20 protein-coding genes, 1 tRNA gene and 1 pseudogene are annotated in these 19,796 nt (G+C 65.7%); 7 read left to right on the forward strand and 15 right to left on the reverse strand.

Going from position 1 to position 19,796, the window contains the following annotated elements; genetic code table 11:
• Positions 1-318: 318 nt before the first annotated feature.
• Complete coding sequence (locus ACGFRF_RS08520; RefSeq protein ID WP_393738298.1) at positions 319-936, reverse strand: response regulator; 618 nt, start codon at positions 934-936, stop codon at positions 319-321.
• A gap of 113 nt (positions 937-1,049) precedes the next feature.
• Here ACGFRF_RS08520 and ACGFRF_RS08525 point away from each other — a divergent pair.
• Positions 1,050-1,121 (forward strand) — tRNA-Arg (locus tag ACGFRF_RS08525).
• Between the two features lie 257 nt (positions 1,122-1,378).
• Here the strand turns inward: ACGFRF_RS08525 and ACGFRF_RS08530 are convergent.
• The 8 genes from ACGFRF_RS08530 to ACGFRF_RS08565 all read right to left on the reverse strand — a co-directional run bounded on the left by ACGFRF_RS08530 (position 1,379) and on the right by ACGFRF_RS08565 (position 6,890).
• Positions 1,379-2,761: a tyrosine-type recombinase/integrase gene (locus ACGFRF_RS08530; protein WP_393737866.1), complete on the reverse strand. Its 1,383-nt coding sequence runs from the start codon at positions 2,759-2,761 to the stop codon at positions 1,379-1,381.
• Positions 2,758-2,970, reverse strand: a complete 213-nt coding sequence (locus tag ACGFRF_RS08535; RefSeq protein ID WP_393737867.1) for a helix-turn-helix transcriptional regulator — start codon at positions 2,968-2,970, stop codon at positions 2,758-2,760. The genes ACGFRF_RS08530 and ACGFRF_RS08535 overlap by 4 nt, the downstream gene beginning before the upstream one ends.
• On the reverse strand, positions 2,960-4,330 hold the full coding sequence (locus ACGFRF_RS08540) for a replication initiator (RefSeq protein WP_393737868.1): 1,371 nt from the start codon (positions 4,328-4,330) through the stop codon (positions 2,960-2,962). Before ACGFRF_RS08540 ends, ACGFRF_RS08535 begins: the two co-directional genes overlap by 11 nt.
• Positions 4,327-4,587, reverse strand: coding sequence for a hypothetical protein (locus tag ACGFRF_RS08545; protein WP_393737869.1), 261 nt, complete (start codon positions 4,585-4,587; stop codon positions 4,327-4,329). Before ACGFRF_RS08545 ends, ACGFRF_RS08540 begins: the two co-directional genes overlap by 4 nt.
• 104 nt (positions 4,588-4,691) lie before the next feature.
• Entirely contained in the window at positions 4,692-4,982 is a 291-nt protein-coding gene (locus ACGFRF_RS08550; RefSeq protein WP_393737870.1) for a hypothetical protein, read from the reverse strand.
• A gap of 31 nt (positions 4,983-5,013) precedes the next feature.
• A complete protein-coding gene (locus ACGFRF_RS08555) occupies positions 5,014-5,208 on the reverse strand; it encodes a hypothetical protein (protein WP_393737871.1) in 195 nt (64 codons plus the stop codon).
• Positions 5,209-5,220: 12 nt separating this feature from the next.
• On the reverse strand, positions 5,221-6,543 hold the full coding sequence (locus tag ACGFRF_RS08560; protein WP_393737872.1) for an FtsK/SpoIIIE domain-containing protein: 1,323 nt from the start codon (positions 6,541-6,543) through the stop codon (positions 5,221-5,223).
• Positions 6,543-6,890 (reverse strand): hypothetical protein, encoded by a 348-nt coding sequence (locus ACGFRF_RS08565; protein WP_086697859.1) that lies wholly within the window; start codon positions 6,888-6,890, stop codon positions 6,543-6,545. Before ACGFRF_RS08565 ends, ACGFRF_RS08560 begins: the two co-directional genes overlap by 1 nt.
• A gap of 200 nt (positions 6,891-7,090) precedes the next feature.
• On the opposite strand from ACGFRF_RS08565, the gene ACGFRF_RS08570 reads away from it, so the two are divergent.
• A complete protein-coding gene (locus ACGFRF_RS08570; protein WP_393737873.1) occupies positions 7,091-7,831 on the forward strand; it encodes a GntR family transcriptional regulator in 741 nt (246 codons plus the stop codon).
• 952 nt (positions 7,832-8,783) lie between these two features.
• Here the strand turns inward: ACGFRF_RS08570 and ACGFRF_RS08575 are convergent.
• Positions 8,784-9,716: pseudogene (locus tag ACGFRF_RS08575) on the reverse strand (IS481 family transposase); the annotation flags it as partial.
• Positions 9,717-10,115: 399 nt separating this feature from the next.
• Here ACGFRF_RS08575 and ACGFRF_RS08580 point away from each other — a divergent pair.
• The 4 genes from ACGFRF_RS08580 (at position 10,116) to ACGFRF_RS08595 (ending at position 14,804) form a co-directional block, all read left to right on the forward strand.
• Complete coding sequence (locus ACGFRF_RS08580; protein WP_393737874.1) at positions 10,116-11,522, forward strand: AAA family ATPase; 1,407 nt, start codon at positions 10,116-10,118, stop codon at positions 11,520-11,522.
• 3 nt (positions 11,523-11,525) lie between these two features.
• Positions 11,526-12,479, forward strand: a complete 954-nt coding sequence (locus ACGFRF_RS08585; protein ID WP_393737875.1) for a hypothetical protein — start codon at positions 11,526-11,528, stop codon at positions 12,477-12,479.
• A 1,073-nt stretch (positions 12,480-13,552) separates the two neighbouring features.
• Complete coding sequence (locus ACGFRF_RS08590; RefSeq protein WP_393737876.1) at positions 13,553-14,287, forward strand: SLATT domain-containing protein; 735 nt, start codon at positions 13,553-13,555, stop codon at positions 14,285-14,287.
• A 187-nt stretch (positions 14,288-14,474) separates the two neighbouring features.
• Positions 14,475-14,804, forward strand: coding sequence for a hypothetical protein (locus tag ACGFRF_RS08595; RefSeq protein WP_393737877.1), 330 nt, complete (start codon positions 14,475-14,477; stop codon positions 14,802-14,804).
• A gap of 119 nt (positions 14,805-14,923) precedes the next feature.
• Here ACGFRF_RS08595 and ACGFRF_RS08600 read toward each other — a convergent pair whose 3' ends face one another.
• The 5 genes from ACGFRF_RS08600 to ACGFRF_RS08620 form a co-directional block, all read right to left on the reverse strand.
• On the reverse strand, positions 14,924-15,316 hold the full coding sequence (locus tag ACGFRF_RS08600; protein WP_393737878.1) for a hypothetical protein: 393 nt from the start codon (positions 15,314-15,316) through the stop codon (positions 14,924-14,926).
• Positions 15,317-16,046: 730 nt separating this feature from the next.
• Positions 16,047-16,457, reverse strand: a complete 411-nt coding sequence (locus ACGFRF_RS08605; RefSeq protein ID WP_393737879.1) for a hypothetical protein — start codon at positions 16,455-16,457, stop codon at positions 16,047-16,049.
• Positions 16,458-16,939: 482 nt separating this feature from the next.
• The gene (locus ACGFRF_RS08610; RefSeq protein ID WP_393737880.1) at positions 16,940-17,263 is read right to left on the reverse strand and encodes a hypothetical protein; all 324 of its coding nucleotides are present in this window, start codon (positions 17,261-17,263) and stop codon (positions 16,940-16,942) included.
• Between the two features lie 4 nt (positions 17,264-17,267).
• A complete protein-coding gene (locus tag ACGFRF_RS08615) occupies positions 17,268-17,594 on the reverse strand; it encodes a hypothetical protein (RefSeq protein WP_393737881.1) in 327 nt (108 codons plus the stop codon).
• The gene (locus ACGFRF_RS08620) at positions 17,594-18,142 is read right to left on the reverse strand and encodes a bifunctional DNA primase/polymerase (RefSeq protein ID WP_393737882.1); all 549 of its coding nucleotides are present in this window, start codon (positions 18,140-18,142) and stop codon (positions 17,594-17,596) included. The genes ACGFRF_RS08615 and ACGFRF_RS08620 overlap by 1 nt, the downstream gene beginning before the upstream one ends.
• A gap of 391 nt (positions 18,143-18,533) precedes the next feature.
• Here ACGFRF_RS08620 and ACGFRF_RS08625 point away from each other — a divergent pair, with 391 nt between their 5' ends.
• Positions 18,534-19,781, forward strand: a complete 1,248-nt coding sequence (locus tag ACGFRF_RS08625; RefSeq protein WP_393737883.1) for a hypothetical protein — start codon at positions 18,534-18,536, stop codon at positions 19,779-19,781.
• Positions 19,782-19,796: the final 15 nt, after the last annotated feature.

The raw sequence follows: 19,796 nt of genomic DNA on the forward strand, positions 1-19,796 counted from the left end.
CCGGACCAGTGCTTCCGACGCGGAGAAGCCCAGGCAGACGTCTACCGGTGGTCCAGCGCCAACGGCTACGGGAAACCGAGGGCGGGGGCTGGAGGAGACCTGAGGCCGGGGGCCACGGAGAATGCGGGGCCGGGGGCCACAAAGGAATCGAGGCCTGACGACCACGGCAACGGGCCAGCCAAGGAATCGGGACCCGCGACCACTGCAACGGACCGCTTCTGACGGCCACGGCCAGGCGCCCCTTCCGGCCAGACCTGCCCCTGGCGACGCCATGCCTACGGCAGCCCCAGCACCCCCACCCGGCCACAGAGCCGGTCCCTACCCACCGAAGGAAATCCCACCCGGTACGCCGTCGGCGACCCCGTCATCGTCCCCTTCACCCTCACCGCCCGCACCCCGGTCCGGGCCGCTGCTTCCTCCCCCACGCCCTTCCCCGTCGCACTCTCCCCCTCCGGTCCCTTCGTCGCCGCGCCCGTCTCCCTGACGCTCCGCTCCCCCGTGCCCGGTCCGGCGCTCGATCAAGTGCTTGACGAGCCGCACGAGTTCGGCCGGTTCGAAGGGCTTGGCGAGGAAGGCGTCCACGCCGACATCGAGGCCGGTCTCGACCTCGTACTGCGTGCACGCGCTGATGATGGCGACGGGGAGGTGATGCGTACGGGGATCGGCACGGAGCCGGGCGGCGGTGCGCAGCCCGTCCAGACGGGGCATGACGACGTCGAGCGTCACGACATCGGGCCGCACCTGATGCACCACATCCAGACACTCGGCACCATCGGCCGCGGTCACGACCTCGAGCCCTTCCAGCTCGAGGTTGACCCTGATCAGCTGCCGGATGACCTTGTTGTCGTCCACAACAAGCACCCGGCCCGACGCGCCTGACACAAGTCGAGAGTAGGTCCGGACCGGCCACCGCGTCCGGGTTTTCCCCACTTCCACCCCGTACAGGGGACCCACCTTCGCCCCACCCGGGGAAACGGGTTCCTGATCACCCCGCCGGACCTGCTAGTGTTCTATCCGTCGCCGCGAGCGAAGCGCTCCGCAGCCGACACGCCCCCGTAGCTCAGGGGATAGAGCAACGGCCTCCGGAGCCGTGTGCGCAGGTTCGAATCCTGCCGGGGGCACCCTGCATGAGGTGCCCAAAGACCCCGTCACCAGCGGAAACGCTGAGGCCGGGGTCTTCGCGTATGTGCAGGTGATTGCCGCCGGAAGCAGCCGTTTGCCAGTGATCACGTAATGGCGACGTAATGATCTTGATCAGCCTCGCCGCAGGTCAGATGGCGTTTCCCGCCCCTCCGAGCGTAGCCGCGTGGACCACCTGTGGACAGGCCGAAGCCCCGGACCGCAGTCCGGGGCTCCTGTAGTTGATCAGGGCGTTGACTCAGTCCGCCGAGTCCTCCCCCAGCCCCAGCATGATCCGGTCGTTCATCTCCTGCTCCTGACCGTCGATGCACTTGGCGTAGATCTTCAGCAGGACGTCCACGGAGTGGCCTGCCCGAGCGGCGACCTCCGGAGCCGGCACACCCGAGTTCAGCCATTGGGAAACTCCCGCGTGCCGAAGGTCGTACGGGCGGAAGGCCAGGACCGAGGCCACCTGGTCCGGCATGAGTGCCAGTTCCCGAGCCTGCTTCCAGGCCCGGGAGTACGACGAGGCAGCGATCACGTTGCCCCGTTCGCTGGCGAACAGTCGGCCGTCCTTCGCCGTGCCGAACTCCCTGAGGTGCTCGCGGAGCAGCCGTACCAGCGGAGGCGGAATCGGCACAATGCGCACCTCCCCGTGTGCCCGCTGCTTCAGGCCACGCCGGTCGTGCGCCTCACCGGAATCCGTCCATGCCTTACCCGCCGTGGGGCGGGTCTCCGCCAGCTCGATCCGGCCCCAGCCCGACTCGGGAAGCGTGCAGTCGGAGCGGCGAAGACCGAGCGCCTCCCCCGGTCGCATGGCCGCGTAGTAGAGGCACCCGAAGAACGCACGGAGCCGCCGACCGCTCGCCCGCTCGTAGCCGCCCACGTACGTGAGGGCGGTCAGAAGCTCCCGAGCCTGCCGAGGGTTGACCACCACTCGACGGTCAACCTCCTGCAACGCCCGCTTGCCCCGCTTGCGCCGGACCCGGCTCAGGGGGTTGGACGGAAGAAGCTCCAGCTCCACCGCGTATTCGAGCACGTTGAAGACCACGGCGCGCCGCCGCCGGTACGTCTGCGTCGCCGCAGGCTTGCCGTCCAGCCTTCGACCTAGCGCATCGATCAGGTCATGCGCCCTGGTGATCTCTTGCAGTTCGGCCACCGGCAGAGACGCCTTCTCGACCCACTTCACCGCTGCGGCGATCTCCTCTGGCCGCTCCCGCTCTCGGCGAGAAACCGGTAGGACGTACGAGCGCAGCGCCCGCCGCAGTACCTCAGGGCCAGGCCGACCCCGCCCCGGCTTGACCAGGACGGGAACGACCGTCGCCAGCGCGTCCGTCATGCTGTCCCGTTGCTTGGCCGACGCCTCCGCCCACCGGGCGTCCACGTACTTCACCGCCAGGTCCAGGAACGACAGGGCAGCTTTGCCACCGCGCAGCGAGTCGGGCAGGCCGGTCACGGTGTCGAAGGGCTCGCCCTTGTCCGCAGCCCGCAGTAATTGAGACCGGAAACGATCGGCCAGGGCTTTGGTCTTGTAGGACTCGTGAAACGGCTGGCCGTCCACAGTCCAGCGGACGAGATGGGTGGGCTTCTTCGCCGAGCGGTTGACGCTGAGCTTCCAGACGACCACCTTGTACGACTTCACGATGCCACCCCCTCAGCCCGTTCCTCCAACCACTCGTTGAGCACGTCCCGGCGAATCCGCAGCTCCCCGTTCGGCAGCCGGATGCAGGCAGGAGCGAGCCGCAATTCCCGCCAGCGGTAAAAGGTCCGCCGGGAGATGCCGCCCAGTTCGTCGAGCACCTGCCGGACCGTGAGGAGTTCGGTCGTCCTCGCACGGCTCTCACGCGCCATGGAGACCACCTGCCTCCCGCACCGAGGCAGCCAGGAGGGCTGCGTCCGGCGAGTAACCGCGCCCGGCGTAACGCCACTCGCCGACCGTGACCGTGGGGTGGTCGGTCAGGCCGAGGGAGGCCCGCTGCTGCTCCGCACGGTGGTCGGCACGGGCCCGCCGGAGCGCGGTCAGCGTGATCGAGTACCGACGTGACTTGGTCGAGAAGTGGCCGCCGTACCCGAGCATGTGGGCCCAGCGACGCAGCCCGAGCGGCTCGAACTCCGGCAGACCGCCGAGCCACCAGCACGTACCGATCATGCGCAGCACATGGGCGCGCACCGGCAGCATGACCATGTCCCGCGCGTGGTGAATGCGGCCGTCCACCGCGCCGGCGGACTCTGCCCCCTTGGTGGCGTACTTGGCGATGTAGCCCGCCACAGCCCCCGCAGAAGCAGGCCGCTCCCCCGCATCCCGCCGGTGCGAGGTGACCGGCCGTACGTCGACCTGCGGTCCGAAGCGCAGCACCCGCGGACCGACGACGTTCGCGCCCGGAGCGGTCAGCCGCACTCGACCGACCACGCCCCGCACCGCGTCCACCAGGAGCGGCACGGTTGCCCAGCCCGGCGGGACCGAGCCGGGCCCGTCCGGACCGTCGAGCCTGATCACGGCATGGAAGTGGACCAGGCCCCGCCGCTGGTACTCGGCGACTTTCGCGTACGACAACCGGGCGACCTCCGCGAACTCCGTACGCGAAAGCCCGGCCCGCCGGGCGACCTCCCGCCGGAGCTCCAGCCCGAACCGGTGCCAGAGCCGACCGGCGAACGCATGCCAGAGCACGGCCCCCGCGTAGTCGTAGCAGAGTGGGCAGAGCGGTTCGCCAAGGCGGGGATCATCCGCCGCGTGCCGCTCCCGACATCCGGCCGAAGCCCCGTGCGGGCAGCACTCCCCCGTTCGGCGAGGCCGGCAGGCCCGCACGCTCCCGTCTCGCTCACGGCGCGTGTGGACCGGGCCGAAGCTGGGAGCGGTGAGCGTGGCGAACACGCGCGGATGCCCGCTCACCGCCTCCGGGATGCTCTTGCCTCCGACGAGGCCAGCCCGGACGAGTTGGTACGTGTCCGCCCGGTACACGCCCGAGCAGGCCGGGCAGACCGTCGCTCGCCGGTTGCCGCACGAGGTGAGCAGGCGACCGCCGTAGACGTCCGAACCGTAGGAGAGGAGGGCCGCGCCAGTCGTCGTGTCGTAGACGGTTGCCGCACCGACCAGATGGATGGGGTTGGTGCAGCCACCGAGGCGGACGATGTTTCGGCGCCAGGCGGCGAAGTCAGGCTCCGCCGCCCTGGTGACCAGCGCGGCAGCGCCGGCCGCAATCGCGGTGGTCATCGGCGACCACCCCCGCGCCCGAACGCCTGCCTCATCACAGCCGAGATTCCCTCCGGCCGGGTCTTGGCGCTGAAGCGGAGCGTCGGGTCCGTGAGCCAGAGCGCGGCAGCGTGCGCGGGGCACAGGCGCTGCTCGCCTCCGTCGAGGCCGACGAGGACGATCTGTTCCCGCCCGTCGCAGATCGAGACCTGCGTCCCACGCTGGCTGAGTTCGCAGTCGGGCGGCGGGGATTTGCGCGAATGATGCGCGGTGGACAAAGTGTGAGTGCTCCTTTCACTGCTCACGTGGCGGATGGAGTGGGTTCCTGACGGGGTCGGGTTTGGCGACTTCGCGCCCCGTCGGGAGCCCGTCGTACGGGCGATCACTGCCGGTCCTCGGGCGGGACACCGACGACACCGAACGAGACCGGGCCAAAGTCGCGGCGTGCGTCGAAGTAACCCAGGCCGATGTCCTCCGTCGGCACGCCGAGCGGAGCGGCGACGGTCTCCACCCCAGCTCGGCGGGCAGCAGGGTCAGCAGCGTCGACCAGGACGATGACGGACGCGTGACGCGGTACGGCGACGGCCGGGTGGGCGGTCAGGAAGTCAACCAGCGCCCGCAGACCGGCCAGGAAGGCGGTGCGGTCACCGGAGCGGATGACGTAGTTGGACACAGGGAGTTCCCTTCTCAGGCGAGCGGTGTGCTCAGAAGCGGAGCTGGCCGAGGAGGCCGTTCACGCCGTCGAGGAAGGCTTGAACGAGCGGCGCGGCCACGGTCCGGGAGAGCAGGAAGCCGAAGGCTCCGCAGATCAGCGCGTCTGCCCACCTCAGGTAGCGGATGCGCAGGAGGAACCAGATCAGCAGCCCGAGCAGCAGTACGGCGGACATGGACACCAACACGGCAGTCCCCTTTCACGGCGCTTCGACGTGCAGTTCGGACAGGACCGGAGTCAGGTGCGCGTACTCGGCGGCCACGGCTTCCGCCTCTGACTCCGTGATCAGGTGGGACCGGGCGCGTTCCCAGCCGTCACCGGAGGCGAGGACGGCCGTACCGGCCTGCTCCGGGGTGATGGCCTGCGCCGCCTTCAGCGCATCGGGGTTCAGATCTCCGAGCGCCATTTCCGCCGTGCCGGGATCGGCAACCCGGTGGCACACCCGGCCGCCGAGCTGTGCCCGCAGCGCCGTGACGCCGGGCCCCAGGTCGGAGCCGACGCGTTGGCCGGCGACGACGAGGAAGACCCCGAGAGCCGCTCCCAGTTGGGCCAGCCGGATCAGCGCGGTTCCGGCAGCCTGCGCTTCGTCCTTCTCGTTCCGGCTCGCGACGAGGAACAATTCCGCGATCTCGTCGACGATCACGACGACGGGTACCGGGCGTTCCTTGTCCGGCAGACCCCATATGTTCCGGACCCGAGCCGTCCGACAGATGGTCATGCGGTCGAGGGTGAGGTCCACGAGGGCCGCCAGCAGCCGAACAGCTTGCTCCCGGTTGGTCGCGAGGGCGGACAATCGCGGTTCGTAGAGCGACAGTTCCATGCCGCCCTTGCAGTCGATGCCAACCAGGGCGACGGGTTGCGGAGCGAGGCCCGCAACGAGTGCGTTGATGAGTGTGGACTTGCCTGACCGGGTGGCCCCGACGATGAGCCAGTGCGGTACGCGCCGCAGGTCAAGCACCCACCCGGCGCCGGTCTCCAGCACGCCCACGGTCACGCGGAGCAGATGACCGGGACCCCGCTGCTTCGGTACGCGAGGAGTGGCCAGCGGATCAGCCGCTGAGGCGACGACCCGTACGATTCCCGGCTTCCAGGAGGTCACGCGCACCGCGTGCACCTGCCAGCCCTCCGCCATCGCCGGCGCGGCCTTGACGAAGTCCTCCGGCACCTGTCCGGGCAACAGCCGCACGAGGAGGACGAAGCCGCTGGAGGTCGGCCGTATGAGGCCACAACGCGGTACACGCGGCTGTGGTGGAGGTGCCCCCTTGCCGACAAGCCCGGACACGACCGTCAGCGCCGGTCGACGACTCACGGCGAGCCCGCACCCGGCCATAAGGGGCCGCCAGGCGTGGATGACCCGGAAGGCCACGGCCGGGAAGCCGAGTAACAGCCACCAGGCCACGGGGTAGCGACGGCGCAGGGCCGGGCCCGCCAAGAGCAGGCCCGACACCAGCGCTGCGGCCATCACCAGAGCCCAACTCGGCCCGATCACACTGGCCGAAGTGGCGGAGGAGGCCGCAGTCATCACTGCCCGGCCCCCTTGCCCGCCGAGGCGGGAGCGCTGAGGGGTCGGATCTCCGCCGCCCGGAACGCGATGCCGTGCCGCCCCTCGTTCTCCCACGGAGTGGCGACCAGGTCCCGCACGGCCACCGGCATGCCGAGCTGCACCCCGGCCGGCTCACCGGCCACGCTCACGGTCACGACGTCGGCCGACGCACCGGCCATCAGACAGAGACCGACCTGGTAGACGGTCTTGCCGGTTTCACGGTCCACGCGGAGCTGACCGGTCTCACGGTTGGCGACCCGCGGAGCCGGGGGCACGGCGCAGATGATCCCCGTGAACTTCGCGGTGTCGATCGGAAGGCTTGCCACTGATCGGATCTCCTCATCTCTGTCACCCGAAGGCCACCCTTCAGGCTGCTAGACCACCCGTAGTACGGGTGTCGAGACAAGAGTGACCACCCGTAGTACGGGTTGTCAACCGACTCGCGATAGGAGAAGCTGTCCACGAACGTGGGCACGTCGTCTACGAGGACGAACAGCCGCAGAGACCACGGCCATGGAGGGCCCGCATGCCGCCGAAGGGCACGCAGCCGAAGTACCGGCAGATCGCCGACTACCTGCGCGATGGCATCTTGGACGGCACGTTCCCGGCCGGCCAACCACTGCCATCAGAGGAGGCATTGGCCAAGCAGTTCGGTGTGACGCGCCCCACGGTCCGCCAGGGCCTCAGCGAACTAAGGGCGTCCGGCCTCGTCGAAGCCATCATGGGCCGCGGCACCTTCGCCCGCTCTCCGCACAGCCGCCCCAGCCACACGCGCCCACGCGGCGTACGCCGGACCGCGGAGGGACGCTACGTCGAGGCAGACGGCATCACCTGGACGGACGCCGAGCCGCCGGTAGCCACCCGAACCGACGCCCCGCTCGCCCTCGCCGACCTGCTCCGCATCCCGCCAGGCGAGCCGATGTTCACGTACGACGCCCTGCAGACCGCAGACCACGGCCGCCTACGCCAACTCCACCGGACGTACATCCCGTTTTCGGTACTGATCGACACGAAGTACGAGGAAGAGGCCCCACCGCCGGCGCCTGAGCTCTACACCGCACTCACCGACCTGGGTCACGAGCTCCACTTCACGGAGTACGTCCGCACCCGCATGCCCCTGCCCGACCAGGCTCAGGCGCTACGGCTGGCCGACGGAGTCCCACTGTTGTACATCATCCGCGTGATGCACACTGAGTCAGGCAAGCCCCTCGCCCTGGAGGAGTTCCACCTCCCGGGCGACGAGTTGGAGCTGTCGTTCCGGCTGTAGCTCAGGCCTGTCGGATCCCAGCTGATGCCTGACGTTCTGGTCCCACGTGATGCTTGACGGTGGGCCTAGACAACATAGGGAGCCCCGTGGGGCTTGTTCGCTTTCACGTTACGGACCGGGACGTCGGTCGTACGGCGGATCACCCGGACCTGGCCGTCCAGGTCGACGGTGATCGTGGAGTCCGACACATGCCGGTCACGGTCTGCCCTGCGTACGGACGGCCGAGGGACACGACCTGCCGACAGACCATGACGGTGCCCACCGCGCTGACCCGCCGCTGCACACGCACGGGCTCGATGCCTGGACGCGGCGGCGGTCCCGCCGGACGCAAGCCCCGCAGCCTGCGCACTTCCTCACTGGTCAACGGGTTCGGCCGCACCCGCAGCAGCTGTCGCGAGGATGGATCGAAGAACGACAGCGTCTCGTCGTCGATGCGGATGCCCACCTGGCGGCCGCCGAGGATCTCCGCAGCCAGCACCTGGTGCCCGCCCAGGCCCACCAGTCCGCTGTTGTTCACGACCCGGTCCACCTCGAACGCCGCCCCGTCGCCGGCAGGCAGCGGGGCCGGCCCGGCCGCACGTCCGCCCCGAGCGGCCAGTCGTCCCAGATCCGCCGCCGACAAGTGAGACCGCACAGTCTTGATCCGCGTCCCCGCGATCAGCAGATGGATCACCGAGGTGTCGGCCCAGAACGTCACCGTCAGGCCTGACCGGGACGGGCCGAGCCAGAACTGCTTGCCCGCGACCTGCAGATTCCCACTCGCAGGCACCACCCGCTCGAACTCCACCGGACCACCGTGCTCCACCGCCGCCGATGGTGGGACCTCCTCAGACGGGCCGAGGGGAACAGGCATTGCCTCAGCCGGATCTGGCTCCGCAGGGGCAGTCCGCTGCTGCGGCACCAGCGCCAGCACCCCGGGAATCTTCAGGCCCAGTACGTCCCGCTCCTGTTCGGGAACCGGGGTGAACCGGTCGCCCGGGGACTGCATGTCCAGCGCCTGATGCGGACGCATCGAGTTGTACTCCTCCACCCACCCATCCAACGCCGCCTGAGCTGCCTCGATGCTCTCGAACGCACCGCAGTCTTCGAGGAGTTCGCGCCGCAGGGTCTGGTGGAACCGTTCGACTTTGCCCGTCGTGGTCGGCGACGCCGGCTGGGTGAGACGGTGCGCGATGCCGTTCTCCCGGCAGATCCGGTCGAACAGCACCTCACCGCCCTGTCCGAACCGGTCGGTGAACTGCTTGCCGTTGTCGGTGAGCACCTCCTCCGGCACCCCGAACCTCTGCAAGGCCCGAGCGAACGCCGCGCAGACCGCCCTCCCGGTCGCCCGCTCGACCACCGACGCGATCACGCAGTACCGGGAATGGTCATCCACCCCGGTCACGACCTTCGCCTCAGTCAGCTCCCCGGTGACCGGGTTGACCAGCATCACGCCGCCGACGATGTCCATCTGCCACAACTGCATCGGCCGGTCCCGCTGCCAGCGCTTGTAATCCGACCGCTTCCGGCGCCGCACCCCCGGCTCCACCAGCCCATGGCGAACCAGGATCCGGTACACGGTCATCCGCGACGGCACCGGCGCCACCGTCCCGGACTGCTCCAGCACATGAGCGATCCGCCGCGGACCCCACTTCGGATGCTTGCGCCGCAGCTCGCACACGGCCGTCTCCGCCTCGGCAGACGCCTGATGCGGACACGACGCCGGCCTACGCGACCTATCCGCCAGACCCGCCAAACCTGAGGCAGCATACCGGGACTTCCACCCGCTCACCGTCTGCCGCGACACCCCCAGCGACGCGGCGACCTCCGTCACCGTCGCACCCGCCAGCACCGCAAGCACAGCCCGGTATCTCTGCTCGACAACCGACAACTCCACCAGCGCCAATCCCGGCCTCCTGCCACACGCCGCAACGACGCGCACAGAAAAGCCGATCACGGCCACTGTCAACCATCAGCTGGGACCGAAGTGTCAAGCATCTCCCGGGACCGGACAGCTGTAGCTCAGGCCGGTTGGCTCAGACTTTCTCTACGTCATCAAGGCGGCTCGCTCCGCTCCCCGCGCGCGGCCCGGCCCCCGGCCGGGCCTGCGCTCCTGTCTCCGCCCCGCTCCAGCCCGGCCGGCGCCCGTGCCGCGCACTGACCAAGCTGCCGCCTGCCCTCTGAGACGAGGGGCGTCGTAGCCGGGCAGGCGCTCACACGACTTGGGCTTCTTGTAGCGAACGCATGGCGCAGTGTGACCAAGAATCGATATCTTGCCGTAGGCAACCGACTCGGGGAGGAAAGCGTGACGGACAGCCTCACGGAGGACGCTTCGGACCACAAGCTAGTGCGAGTTGAGGTTTCACAGCTCCTGGGACGCTTCGACCACCAGATCCCATTCTCACCCGAGAAAGATTTCGTCATCCTTCACGGGCCTAACGGGATTGGCAAGACCAAACTCCTAGAGCTGATCGATGCAACTCTTTCCATGAACCTCCAATTGATCTCCGAGATTCCGTTTCGGTCTGCCGAGTTCACTTTCAGTGACGATAGCGCGATCACAATCGAACGCTCGGGGCAAGAGGCCCTTCCGGGAATGGGGGAGGAAGAAAGTCTCAGCGAGGATCTGCGATTTCAACTTAAGCAGCCTGGCGGAAGAAAGATCCCCTGGAACGCATCAAAAGCTCTTAGGCGGGGTGAATTTACACCAGGGTTCCTCCGCTTGATGGAGAGCGAGCTACCTGTTCGGCGGATCAGCTCCACCAAGTGGAGGGATCTCAGTTACGGCGATGCCGTATCGGCTCGGGAGCTTTATCAGAGGTATAGCGAGTTGCTGCCGCGCGCCGGGCTGGTGCCGCAATTAGATGAAATGCCAGCCGAGATTTCGGAGGCGCTCTCCTCGACCACAGTACATCTCATCGAGACTCAACGCCTAATTAACCTGCAAGCCGTGAAGCCTAGCCGTTCACAGCGCGACCCGGAGAACCTCCGCCAGCCAACTGTAGTGAGGTTTTCAGAGGATTTCTCCCGTCGGCTCGGCGAGGCGATGGCTCAAAACTCGCGAGTTTCGCAGGGGCTGGATCGCTCCTTTCCTCGAAGGCTCCTCTCCGAGACCCATCTGCATCCTGAGATTACCGAAGACGCAATTCGTGCGCGTTACTCTGAGCAAAATGAGATCAGGCGCAGGCTTACGCAAATTTCAGTGCTGGATGCTTCTGGTGAACTGCCATTGCCAGATCGGGCCCTTGAAGATTGGGAGCGAAGGGTTCTTTGGACCTACCTCGATGATACCGAGGATAAGCTGAACACCTTTAAAGACTTGCTTAATCGTGTCGACCTTCTCCGGGAGATCGTCAAGTCACGCTTCCTCTACAAGGAACTAGTCCTCGATCGAGACGGGTTTCACGTCGTCACGGCTGGGGGGAAAGAAATCCCTGCAAGCAAGCTCAGTTCGGGAGAACAGCATGAGCTCGTACTTGCTTACGATCTACTGTTTAACGTAAAGCCGAACAGTCTTGTTCTAATTGACGAACCGGAAATCTCACTACATGTCGCATGGCAGAAGGAATTCTTGAACGACATCGTGCGTATCGCAGCAATCAATTCGGCGCGGTTCATGGTTGCCACCCACTCTCCCCAGATCATTCATAAATACTGGTCAGAGACCGTCGGACTCGAACCAGGTTATGCGAATGAGGAGATGTGGAGCTGAGGGATGCTGCAAAATCTCACCGGAGATGACCTGTTCTCCTACCTACTCCTCTTGGGCGCGGGGTCGAGCGACCGAAAGTACCTGCTATGTGAGGGCGATTCTGATTGTGCGGTTCTCGATCCTCATCTAATTGAGAACGCATGCGAGACGGTTCCGGGTTACGGGAAGGACTCTGTTGTTATAGCGATCAACCTGGTAGACCAGCAAGGTCTTCGCAACGTGGGTGCACTAGTCGATCGAGATTGGCGCAAGTCGCGTCATTCAATAAGTGCCCTGGCGACACAGACTGACCACTACGACATAGACGCTACAGTTTTCTTCACGGGAAATGTATGTCAGCGCTTGGTTTCGGCGTTCTGCGACCGTCAAAAGGTGCGTGATTTTCTCACTGCACGGCGGCTCACATCACCAGTGGAGGCAGCAACTAAACTTGCGCTCCCTCTCGGCATACTCCGCAAGCTCTCTTTTGACAACGGATGGGGCCTGCGTGTAGCAGGCACGCCAATTAAGGAAGTAGTCAGCGAAGAGGGTGACACTGTCGACACCGGCAGCCTGTTCGACCTGTGCCTCAAGCGCTCAAAGGCAGCGCGTATCGGACCCAGCGACAAAAATAGTGTTGCGGCAGCTCTCGAAACGGAAATATCGTCCGTTGCCGACGCTTCCGAATATTGCTGCGGTCATGATCTGAATTCTGCTTTGGCTTACCTGATGCAAGCGTACTGGGGTGGGCGAGTGAGCAAAGATACTCTGGAGCGCTCGATGCGAGGCGCTTTCTCCTGTTCCGATTTGGCCTCAACGCGTCTCCACGGAGGGATCCAATCGGTGCTCAATTCTTCTGCCGACGTATTGTTCAATTGTGACGCAGCACGAAAAGCTCAAATGGGAGTGCCATCAGCACGCGAGGCGGTGGAGGAATCAACTACCTTTGAAAGCTTGACGAGTTCGCTTGATCCCTGATCGCTGCCTACTCTTGCTATCGCGGCTTGCTCTAGCAGAAGCCACCGAGCAGCGTGGCTGATGCAGGTGGGGGTGCAGCGTGACACACGCGCGCCTGATCGGTCGGCGCACCCGCCGTCGTGGCTGACTGTCGTCGGCTGAGGTTCGTACCACAACCGTGCCAGATGCAGGGGTCAGCCACGGTCAACACCGGTGCCCCGCGGTCGAGTAGACGCTCACTCCCTAGGCCGGCGAGGACGCAGCTCAGCTCACAGATCGCCCAGCCTCTCTCCTAAAGCGGTGATTCCTTGGCACCCAGCTGCCAGCCGGCGCGGGCCATCAGTGCGCTGCCGCCCTCGTGAAGGAAGAGCAGGAAGGTCCCTGTCCGATCGGCAGAATCGATCAGTCCTACGCGCACTGGCCGTCGCGGAGGAACTGCACTGCTCGTTCCAGGCCCCAGAGGTTCGACTCCGTGCATCCGCATGCGCTACCCGAAGAACCGGCATGCCGCTCTGCGGGATGCGTACTGTCTCCCACGTTGTGGGTGGCGCCGCCATGCAGGGCGGCAAGAGCAGCCGCGGACGCCTCGTCGTCACCGGCCATGTATCGGTTGAGAACCTGCAAGGTTCTACAGCAAAGGCTCGATGACGTGCTGCAGGTCACCGAGGGGCTGCAGCGTGTCGACGAAAGTCACCTTCACGACTGTGGATGTACCGTCCTGTCACTTCTGCGTACAATCGCCCGCGGTCTCGACATGGTGAGCTACTCAGGGGTGGGAGCTACGAATGCAAGGTGACGTGGCGGCCGAAGGGGAGAGTGTCTTCGGCGCCGTTATGGCAGCGGCCGGGGTTGGACTCGGCCTGTGGGCTTCTAAGCGGGGGGCCGAGCGCGAGCAGCGCGAGACAGCAAGACGTCTGGCGGGCTCAGGACCTGGTGGCGGCCTCGCGTGGGGCGTTGAATCGTGTAGGAGGGCTTGAGATCCCATGCCTAGCTCAATGGCGTCAACCGGCCACGGAAGCACTACCGACGAGTTAATTCAGCACCGCCGGGACGTAGCCGACCTGCAGCGTCGAATCAGGAACCGCCGCTTTCAGATGGCCGGACTATACGGGGCGCCATCGCTCCTCGCGCTCTCCATCTTCGCATGGATTGCCACAAAGAACACGGTCTGGCTTAACAAGGATATGCCCGGGTCTGCCCATGGTGCATTCCTGATACCCTCGCTGATATTTGCCGCCACATCCGCTCTACAGCTCGCGATCGAGTTCACCGGAGAATTCTGGGATTGGGAAGACAAAGGCACCTCAGTATCAAAACTTAAGCTCGACCTCGAACTTGCGGAAGAGCGACGAATTCTCGAAGCGAGGCGCCTCACACCTTCAGCAGTAGAACGTCAGGCATCCTACAAGGAAAGGACCCCAGCCGAAGTAAGTCGTCTACGGAAGGAGTCTCGGCACTATCGCCGAGTACACCTTTGGATGCAATGGGCGCTCTTTTTTAGCTCGGCTGGAATCACTGCGATCACTGCTTGGTATGACCCGCCCCAGCCAGGCAAGGGAGCGCTCATCTGCTTGGGATTCACCATCACGGTAATTACAGCCGCCACTGGATACTTCAAGCCTCGCGAACGCGCCTTCAATCTGCAGCAGACGGCAGACAACATCGAACAGCATGTTACGGCGCTAGACCTCGGCATCGCCCCATACACGCAGGGCGACGCGGATAACTTGGAGCTGTTCGCGACCACCGTTGAAACCATGCGGGTCGAGCAGAGGCGACGTGAGCAGCAACTCGATCAACCACATCAAGGTCAGCAAGAGGTCATCTGAAAAACCAACCTCTGCACGCCGTGATGGGAAATTCCTCACAATTCATAAAGGGCCTGACCAGCGGCTTCCTTCGAGACTCAATAGGCCTCCGAAGCCGTTAGCCGACCGGCCGTCCCTTGATCACCCAGTGATGAATGAGGCCATGATGCGTCGGGTAGGGTTACAGCCCACTAAAGGGGAGGGAACGTTGGACCTCAGTGAGGTTGAGAAGGCCGTAGACGAGGGCAGAGGCTATGCAGCCGTCAGCGTCAAGACGCTTCGTAACGCTGTGGGGGCAGCCCGAGCGAAGGAGAACGTGGTAGCGGAGATCTCTGCTGGTCTGCGGGCAGCTGGGTTCGGTCATGCACCGTTCGAGATACCCAAGCGCCAAGATCGGGTGGTTCTGGTGTACCGCCTCGGCACTGGCAGCGGTGCTGCGCTGATGGCGATGGTAGAAGCAGCCCACGGTGATGGTGAGCAAGCCAACGGCGCCGCGTGGCTTCTTAGCACCATGCTGCCGTCGCTCGACGACCGGTAAGACTTCGTGCGACTTCTGACATCCATGGCTGACTGTGAGGATGTCGGTGGTGCCGAGGAGCGATCGAACTCCTGAAACGGAGGTCAGCGCGCTTGAGCCTCTCTACGCAGGTAGGTATTTCACCGGGTGGTGGTCCGCCTTATGCGCAGGGGGACACGCTGTCGCTCCCGTTTCAGCTGGACCAGAAGCGACGCTGCGGTTTCGTCCGTGATCGGCCACTGGTTGTCGTCCCACTCCGGCTCGAAGTAGGGCTCAAGGGCTGCTAGTTGCTGGCGCATCTCGTGCATGGCCTCTGTCAGTCGCTCGAACCCTCGGATGGCGAGTTGCGCGTTGAAGTCGTCTGCCCGTTGCCGATCGGGACCCAGTTCACCTGGGGCGACGTGCCGCGGGTAGTGCCGGGCAAAGTCTGCTGCCTTGACGGCAGCAATGGCTCGATCAAAGGCCTCACGACGTGCGGTCTGCCAGGACTGGCGACGAGTTCCCCAGGGATTGAGGAAGGCCCCGACCGCCACGCCGGCGAGCGCGAATGTTGGTGCGATCCAAGGTATGAGCCCGGCCAACTGGTCCCCCCGATAGTCCGAGTGCCGCAGGTGGAGGGTAGCCCAGGAGCCCCTAGCTGGGCCGGCTCTGGGCCGTCCGAGGTCGCTCGACAGCGGCCGATGACGACCAACGACAACCACCAGGAGCACGAGCCCACCACCCCTGAGCAGCGGAAACGCAGGTCACCGAGATCCCCGGCAAGACCCAGGGCAAGAAGAAGTGGCCCGAGTGAATCAGACTTCGCTATCTACCGGTATCCCCGCAGATCAGGGGCCTGATGTGTGACCCGGTTCCCTATGTTCGGGATGCTCGCTCGCGGGGGCGTGACCACCTGTGCCAGCGGCCTGTGAAGAGCCGCTCAATGATCATCATCAGTACCAAGCTCGCGCCCACGATGCCGCAGCCTTGAAAGAACAGGGTGCTGAATAGTGCCTTCCGAAGGGTCATAGCAACGATGAGGCAGCCCACTACAAACGCGAGTGTGCCCACGAGTTGAAGCAGAACGTAGAGCGGTGCAAGCGCGTTGCGGACACTCCCATACGACTGAGGCTGCGGTTGCCTTCCATGCACGTGTACTGTCAGATGCTGATCACGTCCAGCCTGGTACACACGCCCGTTGCCCTCGGCATGGCCATACATCTGCCGCCGAAAGCCTTTTTCGTCACGCTGGTCCGGGGTCGTCATCGTCGTCCTACCTGGCGCTCATCGCTCGCTGATGAACTGGTTCCCGCCTGCCTGGTACACCCGGCCGTGGTCACGGGCCTCGGCATTGAAGGTGTTGTTCGTCCTGTGTGCGTCGACTTCCGTAAGTCTGGACAGCAAGCCTTCGAACTCTGCCGCAGCGATCCGGTCCTCCAGGAAGAGCGTCAGCATGCGCCCCTGCCAGGCTGACTGAAGAGCCTGACGTATGGGTTGGATCTCCGTGTCAGGAGCGGCGAGCAGCGCAGAACGCGACGTCTCAAGGTCTCGTTCTAGCTCGGCAGCGGAGTCTGGGCGGAATCGGCGCCACAGATCAACGACGCCTGATCGAAGCGTCTGCCAGCCGTCTGTTGCCATGGCCGATACGACGGCCGAGCCGCCTGCGTTGGCCAAGGCGATGAGCGTCGGCTCCACGATGTTCCCTCCCCGTTTAGGCCCAGTGGACCGATCCTAGCGAGCAACTCTTGGTGGCCGTGTGGCACTTCACGCGCGTTGCTGGTCGTAACTACCGACCTCACACCCTGGGCGACTCGGACGACACCCGTGGTTAGGGCGGAGGAGCGTGCCACATGCCTGCCAGATCGTGCGGGGAATTACGGGGAAAACCGGGGGCCAGGCCAGTGGCCAAGCAGGCGCCGAGACCGCGTCACGGCAGGTCAGCCCAACAACCGGGCGTAGATCACCTTAGCTTCCCAAGCTGATGTCCTACGTCGGCCTGCCGCTTCGTCCGGGCTGCGGCGCTGGGGCGCCGGTCCCGGCCGAGCGGCAGGCCGACCAAGTGCGCCAGGGCAGCAAGTAGCCCCGCGCGACGGCGCGAGGAGCGATGTCGTGCGGGGCAGGGCCGACTGATCACAGGAGCACGCTCGGACGGCGAACAGGCGGCGTCCGAAGGGCGTTCATGCCGCCGGCGTTTCCCGCCCGCGTGGGGAGACACTCTTCTCGCTTTCCGGGACGTCCGGCTCTGCAAGCAGTCCCGCCGTGATCAGCTTCGCCAGCAGTTCGGCTGCCTCGGGGCGAACGGTCCCGAGCTGCACCAACCCGTCACCGGAGACATTCACGTCAGCCATCAGACCGGGGAAGTCGGAGTCCAGCCCGAGCAGCACGAGTTGATCAGCCAAGGTGCCGGCGCTTCGTCTTGCGCGCGCCCAGCCGCGAACGTAGGGCACTCCGGGGACCAAGTCCTCTGCTCGCTTGGCCACCACTCCTCGCCGGTCGGTCATGGTCTCAGATCCTTCCCTTGTGTTCTTCGCTTGTGGCCGGTGCACGCTCGTGCTCGTCGCCGTCACGGTCGCGGTGGAATCCGCTGGCCAATGCCAAGCGGAGGAGTTCCGCGAGGCGCTCGGCGGTGTCGGGGGATACCCGGCCCAGCTCGACGAGGCCATGCCCGAAGGCGTTCAAGTCCGCGCGCAGGTAGGGAAAGTCCTTCTCCATGCCGGCCCGTACGAGGGCGTCCCGCAATGCGGTCGTCGCGTTGCGTGCCGCGTACCATCCCTCACTGTTCAGGGGCGACCACGCTGCCGCGTCACGCCCATCGGTCGGCTCGTGTGGCATCAGTGATCGCTCTCAGGGAGGGCAGCGACCGCTGCGTACGGAGTCGGGTACTGCTCGTCGAAGCGGTCGATCCTTGCCAGCAACTCCGCGGAGGCCACCAGCGCTGTCGCGAGGGCAACCGGGCGTAGCGGATTGGCCTCCGGCCGACGCGTAGGCGGGCGAAGCCACTGGTAGCGGTCATCGAAGAGCGGGATGGCGCCGGGCACGACTACGGCGGAACCCTTGTCGAGGTACCGGTACTTCGGAGGAGCCGAGGTTTCGCGTTGGAGGTAGTGCGTGAAGGCCTCGCGGCTCTGGGAGTTGAGGAAGAAGCCGACTCGCTGGGCCTTGCGGTCGACGGCGGTCGGCCCGAACGGCATTCCACTGCGCAAGAGCCGGTCGTACATCTCCAACCCGAGACGCTGGTCCACGCTCAAGACGTCGAAGAGGCGCCCGGTCGGGAGCAGGACGGGCATCCGTGGGTCGTCGGCCCAGATCTGCTGGCACTCGACCGGGTTGTCCGCCGCTGCGGACAGCCATTCCATGCCCCGCCTGGTCATCCTGTGCACGTCATCTCACCCTCGGTCGGACTACCGTGCGGCTGCGATGCCGCCGTAGGACCAGATTCACGGCTCAGCACCTGACCAGGGCAGATGACGAGGGGTGATGGGGGGTGACGCGTCGACGCAGGTCACGTCATCCCCAGTCACCCGCATCCAGGCAGACGATCTCCGGTTACTGCCTGCAAGAGGCGATGATCAGCGCGTACATTCGGTCAGCGAAGGGGAGTTGCCACACCGGCGCATGCGCACGGGAGTGAAGGGGCGCCACGCGATGAAGCCGACCAGTGTCCGCTTACGTGAGGCCCGCGCCGGCCGAGGCTGGAGCCAGCCAAGGCTCGTGAGGGAGTTGCGACAAGTAGCCGCTCAGCGTGGGCATCAGCTCCCGTCGGACGCCAGCGTGAAGCGCCGTATTGCAAGTTGGGAGAACGGCCACAGCACCCCGGACGACTTTTATGGCCCGCTGCTCTGTGATGCCTTCGCCGCAAGTGCGGCAGAACTCGGACTGAGCCACGGAGAGCCGAAGGACGCTCCGGTACTCGACGCCGCCTATCCCGCCAGCCCGGATGACGCGATTCAGACGGTCAGCCAGTTATGGCGTGCGGATCTCAACCAGTACGACCCACTCCTCACGGCGGAGCCATCGGAGCCCGCCTGGAGTGAGGCATCCCTCCGGTGGCTGGTCGCGCCCGAGCCGGGTGTCCCCCGTCCACAATCCGAGGGAATCCGAGTCGGTCTCGGCGACGTGGCGGCCGTGAAGACCACAGCCGACATGTTCGCCCGGCTGGACGACCAGTTCGGCGGTGAGCACGCGCGGCACTCGGTCATCCAGTACCTGACCAACGACGTGACCCCCCTGCTGCGAGGCCGGTTCACCGAGCAGGTAGGCCGCGCCCTGTTCTCCACCGTGGCGGAGGCGACGCTTCTTGCCGGTTGGATGTCTTACGACGCCTGCCATCACGGACTTGCCCAGCGGTATTTCCTCCAGGCTCTCCGCCTTGCCCAGGATGCCAACGACCGTCGGCTCGCGGGCAGCATCCTGTCGGCGATGAGCCACCAGGCGACTTTCCTCGGTCGGTACACCCAGGCCGCCACTCTCGCGCGTGCTGCGCTCATGGGCATCTCACCGGTGGCCACCCCGACATTGCGTGCCCAGTTCCACGCGATGGAGGCTCGCGCCCTTGCCCGTACCGGAGATGTCGCCGCATGCCAGGCCGCCTTGAGCGCAGCCATGAAGTCGCTGGAAGGCCGAAACCGCGACGACGAACCGGAGTGGATCACCTACTTCGACGAAGCCGAACTCGCCGCCGAGGCCGCCCATTGCTTCCGCGACGTCAACAGTGCTCGGCAGGCAGTTGCCCACGCTGAGAACGCCATGAGCGGCACCCATGTGCGGAGCGACTTCTTCGCGACTATGGTCCTCGCTGATGCCCACCTCCGCGCCGGCGACGTCGAGGAGGCGTGTCGGGTAGCGCTCGATGCCCTCGACCTGGGCGAGCAGCTCAAGTCAGCGCGGTGTGTGAGTTACCTGGCCGAGTTCCGGCAGGGCCTCGCAGCGGTCGGCAGCAGTGCGGACGTGAAAGCGTTCACCGAACAGGTGCGAGAGCACAGGTTGTGGGTAGCCTCTGACGCGCTTGTCAGTGCCTGACCGCATGGCGGCGCG

Origin of the sequence: Streptomyces sp. NPDC048521, assembly GCF_043199855.1 — a bacterium.
In the GTDB taxonomy this organism is placed as follows: Bacteria; Actinomycetota; Actinomycetes; order Streptomycetales; family Streptomycetaceae; genus Streptomyces.